This window comes from Phycisphaerales bacterium (genome assembly GCA_029268515.1).
Lineage (GTDB): Bacteria > Planctomycetota > Phycisphaerae > Phycisphaerales > SM1A02 > JAQWNP01.
Genome location: JAQWNP010000017.1, coordinates 211,545 through 228,633, shown reverse-complemented (window position 1 = coordinate 228,633; position 17,089 = coordinate 211,545). Strand labels below are relative to the sequence as shown.

General features: G+C 50.4%; 12 protein-coding genes, 1 tRNA gene and 1 rRNA gene. 1 reads left to right on the top strand and 13 read right to left on the bottom strand.

Going from position 1 to position 17,089, the window contains the following annotated elements:
* Together P8J86_12620 and P8J86_12615 are read right to left on the bottom strand one after the other, a co-directional pair.
* Positions 1-1,402 (bottom strand): 16S ribosomal RNA (locus P8J86_12620); the annotation flags it as partial.
* 512 nt (positions 1,403-1,914) lie between these two features.
* On the bottom strand, positions 1,915-2,658 hold the full coding sequence (locus P8J86_12615) for a phosphoribosyltransferase family protein (GenBank protein MDG2055533.1): 744 nt from the start codon (positions 2,656-2,658) through the stop codon (positions 1,915-1,917).
* A 147-nt stretch (positions 2,659-2,805) separates the two neighbouring features.
* Here P8J86_12615 and P8J86_12610 point away from each other — a divergent pair, with 147 nt between their 5' ends.
* On the top strand, positions 2,806-3,996 hold the full coding sequence (locus P8J86_12610) for a hypothetical protein (protein ID MDG2055532.1): 1,191 nt from the start codon (positions 2,806-2,808) through the stop codon (positions 3,994-3,996).
* Here P8J86_12610 and acnA read toward each other — a convergent pair.
* The 11 genes from acnA to P8J86_12555 all read right to left on the bottom strand — a co-directional run bounded on the left by acnA (position 3,991) and on the right by P8J86_12555 (position 17,048).
* Entirely contained in the window at positions 3,991-6,735 is a 2,745-nt protein-coding gene (gene acnA / locus P8J86_12605; GenBank protein ID MDG2055531.1) for an aconitate hydratase AcnA, read from the bottom strand. The genes P8J86_12610 and acnA overlap by 6 nt on opposite strands.
* 109 nt (positions 6,736-6,844) lie before the next feature.
* Positions 6,845-7,819 carry a hypothetical protein gene (locus tag P8J86_12600; protein ID MDG2055530.1) on the bottom strand — a complete coding sequence of 325 codons (975 nt, stop codon included), beginning with the start codon at positions 7,817-7,819 and terminating at the stop codon, positions 6,845-6,847.
* A 33-nt stretch (positions 7,820-7,852) separates the two neighbouring features.
* On the bottom strand, positions 7,853-9,370 hold the full coding sequence (locus tag P8J86_12595) for a gamma-glutamyltransferase (GenBank protein ID MDG2055529.1): 1,518 nt from the start codon (positions 9,368-9,370) through the stop codon (positions 7,853-7,855).
* Positions 9,371-9,404: 34 nt separating this feature from the next.
* Positions 9,405-10,226, bottom strand: a complete 822-nt coding sequence (locus P8J86_12590; protein MDG2055528.1) for a GC-type dockerin domain-anchored protein — start codon at positions 10,224-10,226, stop codon at positions 9,405-9,407.
* Positions 10,223-12,166 (bottom strand): hypothetical protein, encoded by a 1,944-nt coding sequence (locus tag P8J86_12585; protein ID MDG2055527.1) that lies wholly within the window; start codon positions 12,164-12,166, stop codon positions 10,223-10,225. The genes P8J86_12590 and P8J86_12585 overlap by 4 nt, the downstream gene beginning before the upstream one ends.
* Positions 12,167-12,426: 260 nt before the next feature.
* The gene (locus P8J86_12580; protein ID MDG2055526.1) at positions 12,427-13,344 is read right to left on the bottom strand and encodes a hypothetical protein; all 918 of its coding nucleotides are present in this window, start codon (positions 13,342-13,344) and stop codon (positions 12,427-12,429) included.
* A complete protein-coding gene (locus P8J86_12575; GenBank protein ID MDG2055525.1) occupies positions 13,344-14,420 on the bottom strand; it encodes a 4-oxalomesaconate tautomerase in 1,077 nt (358 codons plus the stop codon). Before P8J86_12575 ends, P8J86_12580 begins: the two co-directional genes overlap by 1 nt.
* Before the next feature lie 107 nt (positions 14,421-14,527).
* Positions 14,528-15,190, bottom strand: coding sequence for a DUF1579 family protein (locus P8J86_12570; protein MDG2055524.1), 663 nt, complete (start codon positions 15,188-15,190; stop codon positions 14,528-14,530).
* 81 nt (positions 15,191-15,271) lie between these two features.
* Positions 15,272-16,078, bottom strand: a complete 807-nt coding sequence (locus P8J86_12565; GenBank protein MDG2055523.1) for a hypothetical protein — start codon at positions 16,076-16,078, stop codon at positions 15,272-15,274.
* A 201-nt stretch (positions 16,079-16,279) separates the two neighbouring features.
* Positions 16,280-16,903 (bottom strand): DUF1579 family protein, encoded by a 624-nt coding sequence (locus tag P8J86_12560; GenBank protein ID MDG2055522.1) that lies wholly within the window; start codon positions 16,901-16,903, stop codon positions 16,280-16,282.
* A 58-nt stretch (positions 16,904-16,961) separates the two neighbouring features.
* Positions 16,962-17,048 (bottom strand) — tRNA-Ser (locus P8J86_12555).
* Between the last annotated feature and the right edge of the window lie 41 nt (positions 17,049-17,089).

Genomic DNA, 17,089 nt, shown 5'->3' with positions numbered 1-17,089 from the left:
CGACTTCGGGCACTACCAGCTTCCATGACTTGACGGGCGGTGTGTACAAGGCTCAGGAACGTATTCACCGGGGCGTAGCTGATCCCCGATTACTAGCGATTCCAACTTCATGCAGGCGAGTTGCAGCCTGCAATCCGAACTGGGGCAGGCTTTAGCGATTTGCTCCACCTCGCGGTATTGCTTCGTTCTGTACCTGCCATTGTAGCACGTGTGCAGCCCTGGATATAAAGGCCATGCGGACTTGACGTCATCCCCACCTTCGTCCGGTTTAACACCGGCAGTCTCGCTAGAGTCCCCAGCATTACCTGTTGGCAACTAGCGATAGGGGTTGCGCTCGTTAAGGGACTTAACCCGACACTTCACAGCACGAGCTGACGACAGCCATGCAGCACCTGTGTACGTTCCACCCGAAGGCGTCACCCGAGTTTCCCCGGGCTAATTCGTACATGTCAAATCCAGGATAAGGTTCTTCGCGTTGCTTCGAATTAAGCCACATGCTCCACCGCTTGTGTGAGCCCCCGTCAATTCCTTTGAGTTTTAGCCTTGCGACCGTACTCCCCAGGCGGTGCACTTAACACTTTCGCTTCGGCCGAGAATGGCGTCAAAACCCCCTCGACCTAGTGCACATCGTTTACGGCGTGGACTACCGGGGTATCTAATCCCGTTCGCTCCCCACGCTTTCGTACATCAGCGTCAGGACAAGCCCAGCTGCCTGTCTTCACCTTTGGTGTTCCGATAGATATCAACGCATTTCACCACTCCACCTATCGTTCCGACAGCCCCTGCTTGCCTCAAGATGCGAGGTTCACCATGCAGTTCCTCGGTTGAGCCGAGGGATTTCACATGATGCCTGCGCATCCGCCTACGTACGCTTTAAGCCCAGTGATTCCGAATAACGCTCGGGCCCTTCGTATTACCGCGGCTGCTGGCACGAAGTTAGCCGGCCCTTCCTTTGAGATTGGTCATTGTGTTCCTAGTCTCTGACAGCAGTTTACACCCCGAAGGGCTTCATCCTGCACGCGGCATTGCTCCGTCACGCTTTCGCGCATTGCGGAAGATTCGTTACTGCAGCCTCCCGTAGGAGTCCGGGCAGTGTCTCAGTCCCGATGCGGCGGGTCATGCTCTCACACCCGCTACCCGTCTAAGGCTTGGTGAGCCGTTACCTCACCAACAACCTGATAGGACGTTCCCCGCTCCCAAGGCGATAAATCTTTGATCCGGAGACCACATCAGGTATTACACCAGGTTTCCCTGGGCTATCCCTGACCTCGGGGTACGTAGAAACGTATTCCTCGCCCTTTCGCCACTCTATACACCCCCGAAGGGGCTTTAACCGTTCGACTTGCATGTTTTAGCCATGCCGCCAGCGTTCAATCTGAGCCAGGATCAAACTCTTCAATTTTTATTCGTTGTCTACATGTTGCAAGCAACATGAAAACGATCTTGAAAAGTAGACCTGGTACGGACAGCTATTGCTGCCCGCGGTCTACATCGCACACTTACATGCACGATGTGGGTGGACGGCTAGTCCACCCTGCTTTACTAAAGCACCTTGAGAAACCAGCAACAGTCAATCAACATGATTGGCGTTACGAACACGCGGTTGCTCAAGGGGTGGTAATCAATCTGTGAAAATTGATTACCGAATTGGGGTTTCACATTTCAATGACAACTGTGCTGTTTGTCATGAAATGATCACACCCGCGTAGCTTATTTGGCTGTTCACTTTTCAAAGAGCAATCCGAACCAGCACCGATCGCTGGCTCAACGCCTATAGAATGGCGAGACCCGCTGCATCGCGCCAGCGGGCCAGAACGACAATAGTACCCAGGCTATGCGAGGTGTCAACCTTGCCAGGAAATATGGGCAACCTGATATATACGGACCAAACCAGCGACTGGTTCGCCTTCTGGGTCATTTAGATATTTTAGCTCCCCCACGGCCCCTATCAGACACCGCAAGTACGGCTGCTGTGATCGATCTGGGGCTGGCTGCCCTCATCGCCCCTGCAGCCGTATTCAGCGTCGCTCCAGTGGTAAGAACGTCATCAATAAGCAAGATATGCCTATTGCGAATCGTCCCCACCAGACGCTTTGATAGTCGCCAACGAGTCGCAGGCATTCGTCGGCGAAGTGACGACGACAATCCGGCCTGGGGTCGCCTAGAGCAGCCCCAGCGAACAGAGAGCGGTCTCTCTAAGGGGGCCCCCAACTCTTTCGCCACCGCCTGTGCCAAGATGTGGGTGTGATCAATACCTCGCACCAGATGACGCCATGGCGACATGGGAATCGGTACCACAACCATGGCCTTAGCTTGTTGGCGGTATCGATCTCGAACCTGTTGCGCAAGGCAGCGTCCCAGCTCTTGAGCAAGGGGTTCCCACCGGTGGAACTTGATCTGCAATATCCAAGGACGCAGCGGTGAACAATAAGGCCCGAGTCGAATGACCCGACTGACTGCATGAACCCGATACCGACATTCTGTACAACACAAACGATCCTTCCAGACATGAACCTCACCGCGCCCAACACTGCTACCGCAGCATGGGCAATAGTCCATCACACGATCTGCCTCAAAGCCGGCCTGTGCCACCTCTAGGCGGGCATAAGGCTGCGTGAATCCAAGCCAAATATCCAATGCGTCCATGATCCAACTCATGGCTCTTTCATAGACAACTCAAGAACGCTGTTGGAAATAAACAGTGCATTTTTGCATATCCCTGACTTCACAGGCGAGCGTCAAATCACAGCTAGGCTGCGTTGATACCTTCGCCAATTCTCTCAGGCTCGTTAGCATGGAAGTGATTTGAACGCCTCTCCACAACAACTCCGGCTAGCGCTTTGGCAATATCTGGCAACCCAAGACGGCTGCCAGCTCATTGAGGCGGCTGCAAAGATTGATCAGCATGATGTTGCAGGCCTCACGAAGCTCCGCAAGACATGGTCATTGGAGCAGATCTCAGCAGCGATGAAACTACTCGATGCACGAGCTCGTGCCACCAGTAAGTTCGAAGATCCTCAGCGGCTCATCGCTGATATCGAGGGTGTTGAGCAAGCTTCAGGTACAGCGATCGCAAGACATAAAGCGGCTCGTTTCACTGATCTGGGACAGGTCGCTGATCTGTGTTGTGGAATCGGCGGCGATGCCATTGAATTAGCCCGCGTGACGAAAGTCACCGGCTTCGATATTGACCCGACTCGCGTTTGGATGACAGAACATAATGCGCATTGCCCAGCGCGCGAGCTCGACATAACTGATTCAAGCGCGCAGGCCAGCATTAAGCAGTCTGATGCCTGGCACATTGATCCCAGTAGACGCCTCCATGGCAAACGCCTCTGGAATTATGCTGACTTAATCCCGGGCGATGAAACGATTAGGGGCCTCACTCAATTACTACCCCAAGCAGCCATCAAACTAGGACCAGGCGTTGACTTCGAACAAATACCCCTCTCAAAAACCGATGAGGTTGAAGTGATTGGTGACGGCAGGCGTCTCTATGAAACCACCTGGTGGCGAGGGACATTGGCCCACCATCCTGGCCACTACACAGCCACCAATGTCTCAGCTGGCATTTCTCTCAGTGGCATCCCACAACGGCCGCGTTTTCGAGCACAGCCTGGGATCGATGGGCTGTTGTTCGAAGCTGATCCAGCCCTTGAGCGAGCTGGTCTTTTAGGCTGCCTCCCAGAACGCGAATGCCTTTTTGAAGCCGCACCTGGCCTTGGACTCCTGACAAGTGATACACCGGTCCGCTCACCATGGCTGCGTACTTACGAAGTCGTACACCTCATGCCATGGCGAACGAGGAACGTGCGCCTCTGGCTTAATAAAAATGAATACAAGGTCAGCACCGTGCGTACTCGTGGGAAAGCCGTTGATCCTGATGCGGTCTCGGCAACACTTCCAATGAGTGGCAAAGATGGGCTCGTTCTTTTTGTGCTCAGGCTCGAAAAGAAAATGGTCGCTGTACTTACGAAACCGGGCACATCACTATGAAGATGCCATACGCCTCAGCACCGTCTGAAGAATTCCACCGTTACGGTAGTACGTCACTTCTACAGGTGTATCGAGTCGGCAGCTTGTACTAAAGTCGACATTGGTGCCATCTGATTTTGTAGCAGTGACCTTGATATCTTGCCGCGGTTTTACTTGGTCATCTATTTCAATGCTAAATGTTTCACTGCCATCTAATCCTAGGGTCTCAGCACTTTGCCCATCTTTGAAGCAAAGAGGCACCACCCCCATACCAATAAGGTTGCTGCGGTGAATACGCTCAAAGCTTTCAGCAATAACTGCTCGCACACCTAAAAGCATCGTCCCCTTCGCTGCCCAATCGCGTGACGAACCCATGCCATAGTCTTTCCCGGCCAGCACAACGAGTGGAATACCCTCGTCCTTGTAATGACAACTTGCCTCGAAAATGGACTTCACTTTTCCATCCAAAAGATCCGTCGTAAAGCCACCCTCTTTACCTGGCGCCATTTCATTACGTACTCGAATATTTCCGAATGTTCCTCTGGTCATCACAAGATCATTGCCGCGACGAGAGCCAAAGCTATTGAACATCGACTTTTCGACACCGTGCTCAATCAGCCATTGCCCCGCTGGTGAATCAGTTGCAATAGCACCTGCTGGCGATATGTGATCCGTGGTGACCGATGTTCCCAATTTACAAAGCACTCGAGCGCCGTAAATTGGTTCAATCGGTGAGACCTCCATGGTCATGCCTGCAAAGAATGGCGGATTATGAATGTATGTACTGTCATCAGACCAGGCAAAACGATTGCCACCAGTGACTTCGATTGACTGCCATTCTTCTGCCCCATCAAACACATCACTGTACTGCTCGACAAACTGCTCCCGCGTCAGGCACACTGACTTCAGATCCTCGACCTCGGTCTGACTTGGCCATATATCGCGTAGATAGACATCCTCACCTGATGGATCTTGCCCAAGAGGCTCAGAGGTGAGATCGATATCGATGGTGCCAGCAATTGCGTAAGCAACAACCAGCGGCGGAGAAGCTAAATAGTTTGCCTTGCAATCAGGGGAAATCCGACCTTCAAAGTTTCGATTACCACTGAGCACGCTGCAGGCAACCAAATCATGATCATTAATTGCTTTACTGATAGCTTCAGGCAGTGGACCTGAGTTGCCAATACACGTTGTGCATCCATAACCCACGAGGTAAAAGCCCATTTTTTCTAGATCATCCATCAAGTTACCTTTTTCAAGGTATTGAGTGACGACCTTAGATCCAGGAGCGAGCGATGTCTTTACCCATGGCGCTCTGCTCAGCCCTCGCTCTGCTGCTTTTCGCGCCAGCAGACCGGCGCCAATCATCACATCTGGATTACTCGTGTTTGTACAACTTGTAATCGCAGCGATAACAACTGCACCATCAGCTAAAGTAAACTGTTCATCTTGACAACTCACTTGAGCAACTTGTGACTGCTCAGCAACTGCGGTACCACCATCATTGGCACCCCATCCTCGCTGAGATTCACCCGCTGCGGGATGCTCATGACCAAACGTCGCACGCCTCGCCTCGTGCCAAGTTGATTTCATATCAGCCAAGTTGATGCGATCCTGAGGGCGCTTTGGCCCCGCGAGTGCTGGCTCGATAGTTGACAGATCAAGTTCTAATGTACTGGAGTAACACACCGGCGCATCACTCTTATGCCAAAGGCCTTGAGCCTTACAGTACTGCTCTACGGCTTGGCAGTGTTTTTCATCACGCCCGGTAAACGAAAGGTACTTAAGGGTCTGTTCATCAGTCGGAAAGAAGCCCATTGTTGCACCATATTCTGGCGCCATATTCGCAATAGTGGCTCGGTTTGCCAATGGAATCTCAGCCAATCCTGGGCCAAAGTACTCAACAAACTTTCCAACCACACCATGGGCACGCAACATTTCAGTAACACGCAATACAAGATCCGTGGCGGTCGTGCCTTCTGCAAGATGCCCTGTAAATTTAAAACCAACGACTTCCGGAATGAGCATGTAGATTGGCTGCCCGACCATCACCGCTTCGGCCTCGATACCACCAACGCCCCAACCCATGACTGATAAACCATTGATCATGGTTGTATGTGAATCTGTTCCGACAAGACTATCGGGAAACAAGTCTTGGCCGTCATCCCAGATAACTTTGCCAAGGTACTCCAGATTAACCTGGTGACAAATACCGGTTGCAGGCGGTACCACATGAAAATTATCAAATGCGGTTTGGGCCCACTTTAGAAGTTCATATCGCTCAAGATTTCGCTCAAACTCTTTATCAGAGTTAATTGTCAAAGCCATTCCAGAATTGAACGCATCAACCTGAACAGAGTGATCGATCACCAGATCGCATCGAACCAGCGGATTTACTTTTTGAGCACTTGCATCATCACCAGTTAATCCAACGACTGCATCCCGCATTGCTGCCAAATCAACGACTGCTGGCACGCCTGTGAAGTCTTGAAGAAGAACGCGCGTGGGCATGTATGGAATTTCAACAGGTAGTACATTGGTTGCATCATAAGAAGCGACATTGAGTACATCTTCTTTCGAAACAATCTCACCATCAATATGGCGAAGACAACACTCAAGAAGAATCTTGATGCTATATGGCATGGCATCAAGATCGCCTACGCCCTGCTGCCCCGTCAGTTTGGGAATACTAAAAATACGCCGAGGCCCGACAGCCGTATCCAGCGTCTCGATTACCCCGAATGGGTCCTTATTTACCATGGTATTTGCCCTGCAAAAACAACTGTTTCTTCGTTAAGCGATGAGCTAAATGCTTCATACAGGCCATTGTACCACACCCGGATCATTCGGTTACTTCATCAGTTAGCGCCTAGGATTTTCGGGTTTTCGATCCGGGCGCCGATCGTAAACGCACATCTGCCTTGGGCGCTCTGACAATATGCTCTGGTGGCACCGAGTGGGTCAGAAACACACCGCCATTAATGACTGAACCTTCACCAATCACCGTTGCACCGCCGAGTATCGAGGCCCCAGCAAAAACAGTCACATTGTCTTTGAGTGTCGGATGGCGCTTGATACCGCGTTTGAGTCGACCGGATTCGTCGCGAAGAAAAGCTGTAGCACCAATAGTGACTCCTTGATACAGCTTGCAGTTGCTGCCAATCTCAGCAGTCTCACCAATAACAACACCAGTTCCATGATCGACAAAAAAACGTTCGCCAATCTGAGCACCAGGGTGAATATCGATTCCAGTCTTACTATGAGCTTCCTCTGACATGATCCTTGGGATTAAAGGAACACCCATGAGAAAAAGTTCATGAGCAATTCGATGCACGCTAATGGCGTAAAGGCCTGGATAGCAGAGTATTGTCTCGTCGGTATGGCGTGCCGCAGGATCACCATCAAATGCGGCCTGCATGTCTAAGCTCAATAACCTGCGAATCTCCGGAAGCCGCTCGAACATGGTTTGAACAATCTCGATTGCTCGGGCCGAGCAATGCTCACTACCAGTGTTTCCGTCGAGGGCCTCTTCATACCGCAAGGCCGCTTCGACCTGTGCCTGAAAATCTACTGAGATGCGCTCCAATAGACTTTTCAAATGATGATGAAGACCGTCAGGTCCAAAATCTCGGGGGCCAAAAAAACCCGGGAACAACATCCATCTCAATTGATCGAGGACGTTCAGAATTCGATCACGATCCGGTAGCCGCGGACTAAATAGATGCTCTGAGGCTGGATCCGCCTCAATCGATTGTCCGATCGAAAGTGCCGCCTTATTGATCGCTTCAGCGCTGACTGCCTGAGGTATTGAAGGATGATCTTGGTGCTTGGGTGCGTCGCTCATGCCAACCATGATATCGCAGATGTGGCTGACGTCTTATGCCCCACCCAAAGCAACGCCACCGGCCCGCCTTGGATCAGCTTTCGCTGTGAGCTGTCCGTTGGCCGACAACTGTGCTGCCTGTACACATCCAAAATACATGTGATGTGAATCAAAGGCCTCCGTCTCGCCCTCGAACTGAGAGACGTCAACGCCTGGCTCATAGACAAGTAATGGACCATCATCTCGCATCCGCATATGGCACCGAGCAGCCTCAACTGCCTCATCAATGCCTGCCGCATCTGGGTTTGGATCCAGTACCCGAGCCATCCATACACGTGCAATCGCACTGACAATCCGTTGCGAGCCAGCTGCGCCCAGTGAGATGACTGAACCATCATCACCATGCGCCACAACTGGAGACATGTTTGACATGATCCTCGTACCCGGTGTGAGTTTCGATGCATCAGCATTAAGCTCTTGTTCACCGAGCATGTTGTTAAGAAGAATTCCCGTTTGAGGGACAATGACACCTGCCGAATAGCCGCAAGATGATGTAATAGATACTGCTAAGCCATCGGAATCAACTGATGAAACATGGCTCGTAGAACTTGATTCCGAAATTGGTTGCTCGCCTTCAGAAAGACCCGTGTCTGAAGGACTCGTTCCATAAAGCATTGCATTACGCCGAGAAAATATCTCTTTCATAGCACAGGCAAAGAAATTCACGTTCTCCGAATCAAATCCATGCTGAGTTGATTTGTTGAGCTCAACCACCAAATGCTTCAGCGTTTCTCCTCCAATAGCTGGAAGTGGCGCGGTTGCAAGCATCCAATTTCCAGACCTCGTCTGGTGACAAGGTCGAATGCCAACTTCATAGGCAGCAAGATCAGCTGCTGAAAGTAAACCACCGTTGTCTTTCATCCAAGCACCTATTTGGTGGCCAAGATCACCGCGATAAAATGCCTTCGCACCTTCTGCCGCAATGAGCTCAAAAGATGCTGCTAGATCGGGCATGGTGATGTTGGTGCCTACCGAATGTATCGTGCCATCTGCTTTCATACAGATTCTCGCTGCATCGGGCGTCTGCGAAAAAATCAGATGGGCGCCAGCCTCGTAGTAAGCATGAACTGACTCAGAAAGAACAAAGCCTGTTTGGGCCAGATCAATTGCTGGCTCAAAGAGTACTTCCCATGGCAATTTACCCCAGCGTTGCCAGAGTGTCTCGGCAGCCAGCAATGCCCCGGGCGTCGCCACTGCAGCAGCACCGACACCTGTCTCAACACCAACGCCATATGGCATTTTGATGAGTTGCCCGCCAGCATTCTCCATGCTGGCCGCCTGCCGGCCAGGTACTTCAGCAAATCCATCGAGACAGATGGGCGTGGCCCCCTGCTCTGGTGACCAAACGGTCATAAATGCACCGCTACCAAGAGCTGTATATCCAGGTTCACAAACCCAAGAGGCAAATACGGCCGCAAGGGCCGCATCAACAGCATTGCCTCCTGCATCAGCAATTGCAGCCCCTGCAATAGCTGGGGTTTCAGATTGGCTAGCGATCGCAACGCGTGTCATGGGTTGGAAGTGTAACAGCCCGGAGGGCCTGATCCTAAGGCGATGGGCAAGATGAGCCAAAGGCAACCAAGAAGAGACTGAAATCACCGAGATCTACTGACCCACTACCATCCAGATCGAAATTGGCATCTTGGGAACCAAAAGCGATGAGGAAGTAACTGAAATCTTCGATACCAACATAACCACTGCCGTCAAAATCAGCAGGGCATGGTGACTGCTCACATTCATCTGGTGTGCCATTGCCATCTGAATCAGTACTCAGACCATTGGCGATATCAACATCATCTGGACTTCCATTCCCATTGCAATCAGATGACCAGCCAATCTCGATACAGGCTGAAACAAGAATACCCTGGTCGTACAAACTGTCATCGGCAACCGTGAGACGCCAGGAAGAGGCTGCACTCAGACCATCGAAAACACTCAGCGATTCAATAGGACGAGCCTCCCCAATCAGTACTGGTATCGCTGTCGCCGAGCAGATCTCATGTGCACTGAGCGCCGCATCGTCTTTAAGAATCACATCAATATCGTCGCCGCCACATCCATATGGACCTGGATAACCAATGAACTCAGAACCGGCGCGATTCAACAGGGCTATTGATGTGCCAGTGTCAACATGTTCCAGGGTCACGACCAGATCACCAATCCATGGATGATTGATCTCAAGTGAAACATTCACCGCGGTCACCACGCAACCTTCTCGGCAATTGACCGGTGCCAGATCAACCATGACACCCGAAGCAAATCCATCTGGAATCGCAATAGCGGGACTCACACAATCATTGGCCAAATCCGCTAGCCCTAAGCTCGGCAAAAGCAATGTAAGCCCTAAAGACAGTGGAAGTTTTCTCATCGAGCAGCACTCTCATTGAAATCTGAATTACGAGCTGGATCTGTACATTCCGGGGGCTCAACCATCCCTCCAATATGACACCAACCTTCAATATGCCCCAGATCATTGCCGCCATCGATACGTCCTGACCAGGACTCAACAACGCCATCATCAGGATCACTTAAAAGCAAATCAGACGCGAGGTGGCAATAGTCATAACTAAACCACTCGTCAACGAAGGATGAGGTGCTGGTATACGTTTCTTGGCGGGCCCACGTGGGGATGCCTGAGAGCCATAATGCAGCTCCATCGTAAGTCATGTCAAAGTTGGTACCGCACTGAATACCAAAGACTTCACCGAGCGCTGCAATAGCGCCAGCAAGCGCTGTCCCTTCGAACGGCGATCCCAGTGTTTGCACCAGTCGCCCGCCTTGGGCCCAATCAACGCCGCTCCAATAATATGCGTAGAGGTGCAAGGCCGCAGTCCCACCTTGACTATGGCCAAGCAACCCATAGGACTTTGAATTAAGACCCTGGTTCCAGATTTCCAATGCAAACTCATCATGAGTTCGGTTCACATCTGGGTCCCAGAAGACCTGAAGCTGCCCTGAATAATCAGATTGTTCAAACGAAACACCATCAGAACAATAACCGTGCATCAGCATCAGGTTATGTCCACCAACAGCCCGGCTGGAATGATCTGAAAAATGACCAGCAAAACGAACCTTCCCCGGCTGCCCCATCAGTTGTTCGCGGGTGGGCGTTTCTTGAGCATCAACACGACTGGCAACTTCCCATACAGCATCAGATACGTCCAGTGTCATCTCAGCCTGAATATCAAGTGGGACAAGTGAGTCTGGATCTTGGATCCGGATGTTCTTCAAGGAGAGCGTTGACTGTCCATCGAAACCAGAGAGCCAAGCTAGATCAAGTCGTAAACGGCGTATTGACTGGTCGTGACCACCCCGCTCTCGTGGCGTCATGCCTCCAGCCCAGCAAACAGGACTGGCCTCACCTGCGATAGACGTTGACCATAATTCTGCCGCTAACAGCACTTTTTCACGGGAACCATCCACACCGATCAAGATCTGAAGATCGCCATCACTTCCGACCACCATTGAAGCGAAACCACTTAGTTTTTCATTGGGTTCTTCAACATGTATCAGATGTGTTGTGGTTCGTAGGAATGCGCGCCCGTCCGAAGCAATTGCCCTGACACTTAACATGACAGTCACATCACCGGCGCTCCGAAGATCTAACGAAAACATTCCACTTTCGCCTACGGAATCAAGTCGTTCGTAATGACCATTCGCATGCCAAACATCTGCCCAACTTTCAACAATGGCAAGATTTAATCTCTGACGGTCTTGAGTCCGTACCGTTTGACTATTGGTGTTCTGTGTGTTGTAGAACTGGGTATCAATTTGAACCTTCTGACCGACATGTAGAAGGTGATGATTCAGAGAAGCGTACATGCCAACTGGAACATCGTCATCAACCAAAACAACGGCAGCATGACGACCCGTTTGTTGGGAATTTGTCGTTAAATCCAAAGTGACTTGAGGACCCACCAGATCCGCCAAGGAAACACGGAGCGCATCAAGCGATGATCCCAGCGGACCTCCGTCACCCAAGACCGCCTCGCGTGCAGATAACAGATCGTGACGCTGCCCTTGCCCATCTATTAAATTGATCTTCCAAGTAGACAACTCTTTGCCCAAGACGACGATATCCGCTGCACCAGCAAGAGGAATCTGGCAGACTCCCTGATCACGTGACCCTTTGCCCGCTTCAATCACCGTGGACAACATGCCATACTCAGACCAGGTCCCAGTGAATGCTGGATCAGGCAGCCGTAGCCTTCCACTCATAATGTCTTGCGGCGGCGCAGCTAACTGTTTTGCTGAGATCGAGATCTCTTGTCCAAACAAAACAGGTGATAGCACGATAGCTGAAGCCACCGCTATACCACCCACCCGTGCCCGATGTAAGCCCCCCCATTGTCGCCAATGGGTCACATACACCTCAATTACCTAGTTCACCTAGATCGCCTATCTTTACAGTCGTGCTGAGTATACACCCCAACCTGAATTATATTCAAGACACAATCAGCCAATCATGATGATTCATTCTCAAGAGAGGCCCAATTTCCCTCAGTACAGCTCAACGAGGGTGGGTTCCACCAAAGATGTATAGCTCAGATCGATAACAGGCCTTCGAGCTAATATCGAAGCCACTTGTGCAAGAGCATGCGCATCCGATTGGACCAGGTCAGACGACTCGGTCCCGCACCACCAGCGAGATAACCCAGTAGTTCTTCCGCCGGAACAAACCAACCATTGCGTTGGGCCAAGCCCGTCAGCGCTTGCTCAAGACGAGGGTGTACCCCTCCAGACTCGTCTCGAAATCCCGGCAACCCGAGGTGGGTGTACACAATGCACGCGCCTCCTTGTTCCTCAAGTAATGCTTGATTCTCGTTGCCGAGCAAGGCATAGAACGTCTCTGGATCATGACCATCAGAACTCGAAAACCAGGCCCGTACATCGGGGAACATCGGATCAAAGGCGGGCATATACGGATCACAGGCAAGTGTATTAATGCCTTTGAAAATATGGCCTCTTACATACCGAACCCGTTCATTGAGCAAGTCACTCCAATAGTGCTCACTGCTTCGATCGTGACCGTGACTATCACCGGGGCGGCCTCGATACAAATGCAGCAACCGACGAATGAACGTAAAACGCTGCTTGCCCCAGTAGACATTGTCTTGGTTGTAACAGTGGTTGATATGAATGTTTGGATCTTGACCGATGATCTCTTTGTATTTTTGGAGACCAGCTTCTATCTGCTTCCGCGTCGAACTACAGCCACGCACACCATGCAATGCAATCTCAAAACCGTCGCTCTTCAACGCATTAATGAAAGCAGCATATTCAGGATCACTGAGCGTCTGGGCATCGCCGTATGAATTTCCTGCGTCAGTTGGCTCCACCCAAACCGTCTTGGTGGTACGCATACCCACTTCTGCAAGTAGATCGTAAATTGGTTTGACTCGCTCAACCGTTGCATGGTCGGTGTCATCAACAATCGTAAAGGCAAATGCTTTACCTTCTGGCCAGGAAATCATAGGACTTGCCATTAGGGCACCAATCCTTCCGGAACCAGCACGCGGCCATCCATAATTGGACGGGCCGTACGAATCGCTCCGGCTGACTGAATACGTTTTGTTGGGTCAGACTCGTTCAAATCGATGTTTAGATGGATTTTCAATAGACCTGAGCAATGCTCAACAAGAACGTCTGGCTCACTGCCTGAGATACCCTTAGCCAAAGGGGCCGCCACCGTTCCCGGTGAAACACAAGCCAGGCCAATACCAATGCCACCAGAGATGGCATGAGCTGCATGGCACTTATTCGGCGTGAAGTAGCGAGAACAAATAGTGCCACCGTCGCGCGGTGGTGACAAATAAGCAATCTTCGGGACCACATGTTCTGTGACATCACCCATCCCCATGCGCTGACCAGCCTCGATGCGTATGGCCTGCAGCTGCTCAAGGAGGTTTTGATCTTTATCAAGTTCTTCTTTGGTCTCCTGCCCCGTCTTTCCCAGAGAAGTCCCTGCGATCAAGACGATTGGATTGACACTGTCAATACACGTTACCTCTACACCGTTAATGTCATCAGTCGGACTTCCTGTTGGAAACAGATGCCCACTCGCCGGACCTGCCACGCCGAAAAAGTCCATACGAATCGGAGCTGCCCTACCAGGCACACCTGCGATCTCTGTGTCACCCTCATAGGTCAAGTGACCCTTTGGTGTTTGCATCGTTAAATGAATGATCTCACCGACATTCAAATTGTAGACCCGAACTTTTGTCTCACCTTCTTGCAGCGGCACCATGCCCCGCTCTAACGCAAAGGGACCAACCCCACTGACCATGTTTCCGCAGTTTGCGTCAAAGTCAACTTCTTTCTTCTTAACACGCACTTGTGCGAACAGATAGTCGACATCTGCATCTTTGCGCTGCGATGGCGAGATGATGCAGACCTTGCTGGTGAGCGAGGTTCCACCACCGAGTCCATCAATTTGCCTAGCATCAGGTGAGCCCATCATTCTCAAAAGCAGATGTGACAACTCCTCCCGGTCACTCGGCAGATCACGCGCCAGGAAGTATGGCCCTTTCGAAGTGCCACCGCGCATTAAAAGACAATCAATGGCTGCTTGTGGAATGACTCTTTCCGATCCTATGCCGGCACCTCAGCCTGACTTATTGCCAAGCTGCCTAAAAGAACAATCAAAACAACCGGGCTTACTAATCATCATTAATGGTCATGATCGTGGCCGTGGTCGTGGCCATGATCGCGTGTAAATACCAAGTGAACTGATTTATATTCTTTACCACCAGGACCTTTACGATATTCCGTAATTGTGAACTTGTCTTGGCCTTCTATCTTTTCAACAGCTCGGTATTCTTCCACCTTCCCCGTCATTGGATTTGTTTCCTGCTGCACCCAATCAATCTGCGTCCAATCTGCATTAGGCGTACCCACACCGCTATCAATTCCTGTTATCTCACTACTGAGCATTGAACTCACGAACACCTTACGGGCATTGTTATATCCAACAATATTAAGGGCCTTAAACTTTTGTGGCTGGCCAATAATATTGCCCTCGATCTCGCTCACTAAGTAACGACCACCAAATTCAATATCCATATCCACTTCACCCTTGGCACTCATGGTCTGCCCATTGGGGCCCATCCACATGGTCCACATCCAATTCCATTCACCGTCGCGGAGCGCAAGAAACTTCTGTCCCTTACCTGGGGTCGAATAGGCTTCCATCGCTTTTTGCATCTTTTCTTGCATGCCGCCTGGGTCTGATTGCTGCATAAGTGTCGCTGCAACGAGTGTGCCAGCCGAAACAACCAGCGATAAAGATGCAAGAAATAGAACCGATCGTTTTTTACTTTTCACATTCAACATGTTTTCATTCCTTCCGTTTTTGGTACCCACTACTTCTGTAATTAACACAATAGGCGCATGTATGATAACTTATACAAGTCACTACTGGGCCGCTTGCTGCAGTAGATCTTCATCGACATGCTCGAGAAATCCAGCAAGCATATCCATGGCAGCTTCAACCTTTTTTACATTGAGTGTCAATACAGTTGAGATCAGAATGCCACCAGGACTTAGCTCAATATGCCACTTCTCATTGTGATGATCCATCAAATAGTCCATCATTTTCTGAGAGATAAAATCGCTTGCCATCCGCTGATCAATTGCGGACACACGCCATGCTTTGTTGAACTCATTGGATTCAAACTTTTGGTGATGATAGCCTAGGTTTAATATCTGCCCTTCGTCTGCACGCTTGAGAGAAGAAAGAATTCCAGTGGGCGTGATGATCACTTGCGGCATTTGTGCATGACAGTGCGCGAATACTGAGGTGTACTCACCTTCACTATTATTATCACCATAACTAAACCAAAGCGTATCAAAAGAGGTCATAAGATGCCCCTTCCAGCTGCCCTCTACAATATTGCAATTGGACTGCCAATCGCCACGCATTCGATTACTTACAAATGGCCAGAGCTTTGCCTGAAAAGGCGAGTTGCCGTAGTAGCGACTGGCAAACCGTGCCTTCCTACTTAATCGCTGCTTACCCTGGCTCTTGAGTTCCGCTGTGGATGGCGCCTGAATCTTCATAATCTCGCCGTTGTATTCAGAAGGCTTCGCTGAAAAAATCAACCCGTGCTCTTCAGCAAAAGATTTGAATACTTTAGCGCGTTTCTTATTCTTTAGTTTAAAATAAACATACTGCCCCAACTCCCCAGTCGCATCAACTAGTACGCCGTCAACGAAACCCATACGACACTCCTTATCTAGGAACAATCAACTCAGAACATTTATATAAATATAATTGTAACTATTCTGCATGTGCAGACAACGTGGTGCTTACACGCCTATAAAAACAACACACTTCAATCTTTTACATCTCAAAGACCACAAGAAACAGCTCCAACGTTTCCATTGGAGCTGCACACTTGCTGTATTGCCAAAGCAGAGCTTTTAGCCACTGATTCTCGTAAATTCAATCTCGACTGCCTTAAACTCTTTGCCATCTGGACTAGGCCAGTATTCAGCAATTGAAAATTTATCTGGACCATGGAAGGTTTCAACAACTCGTAACTTGTCAATCTTCCCTGTCATCTCGTTGGTTCGATCTTGCACCCAGTTGATTTCAGTCCAATCGTCGTTTGGCATACCTTGGGCAGTGAAGATACCGGTCATCGTATTATCGAGCCACGAGCTCACAAAGACCTTGCGCTTATTGTCATAACCAGTAATGTTAAGAGCCTCAAATCGATGTGGCCCTTGATTACGATCACCTTCAAAGCTCTCGAACATGTACCGGCCATCAAATGACATGTTTGATTTCATCTCGCCTTTATACGTCTTGGACTCTCCACCTGGACTCATCTTTGCCGTGCTCGACCAAGCCCAATCCCCACAATGTTGTGCTAAAAATTTCTGGCCCTTACCAGGCATATGATTTGCCCGCATTGAATCTTGGGTAGTTGTTGACTGATCTTGCTGTAGCAATGCTGCTGCAAAAAGCATGCTCGCAGATGCAACCAGTGCAAGTGATGCGATGACAACGATGGATTTACTCTTTGGCTCTGATCTAAACATTTTATCTTCCTTATGATGACAGCCGCCCCCACAAGGAAGCGATTCCATTGACAACAAGCGGACAGGGTGGGATTCGAACCCACGATGACCCGGAGGCCATACTGGTTTTCGAGACCAGCGCATTCAGCCGCTCTGCCACCTGTCCCCAGCCATAACTGGCTAGGCGGAAATTGTAACCGGCTCTGC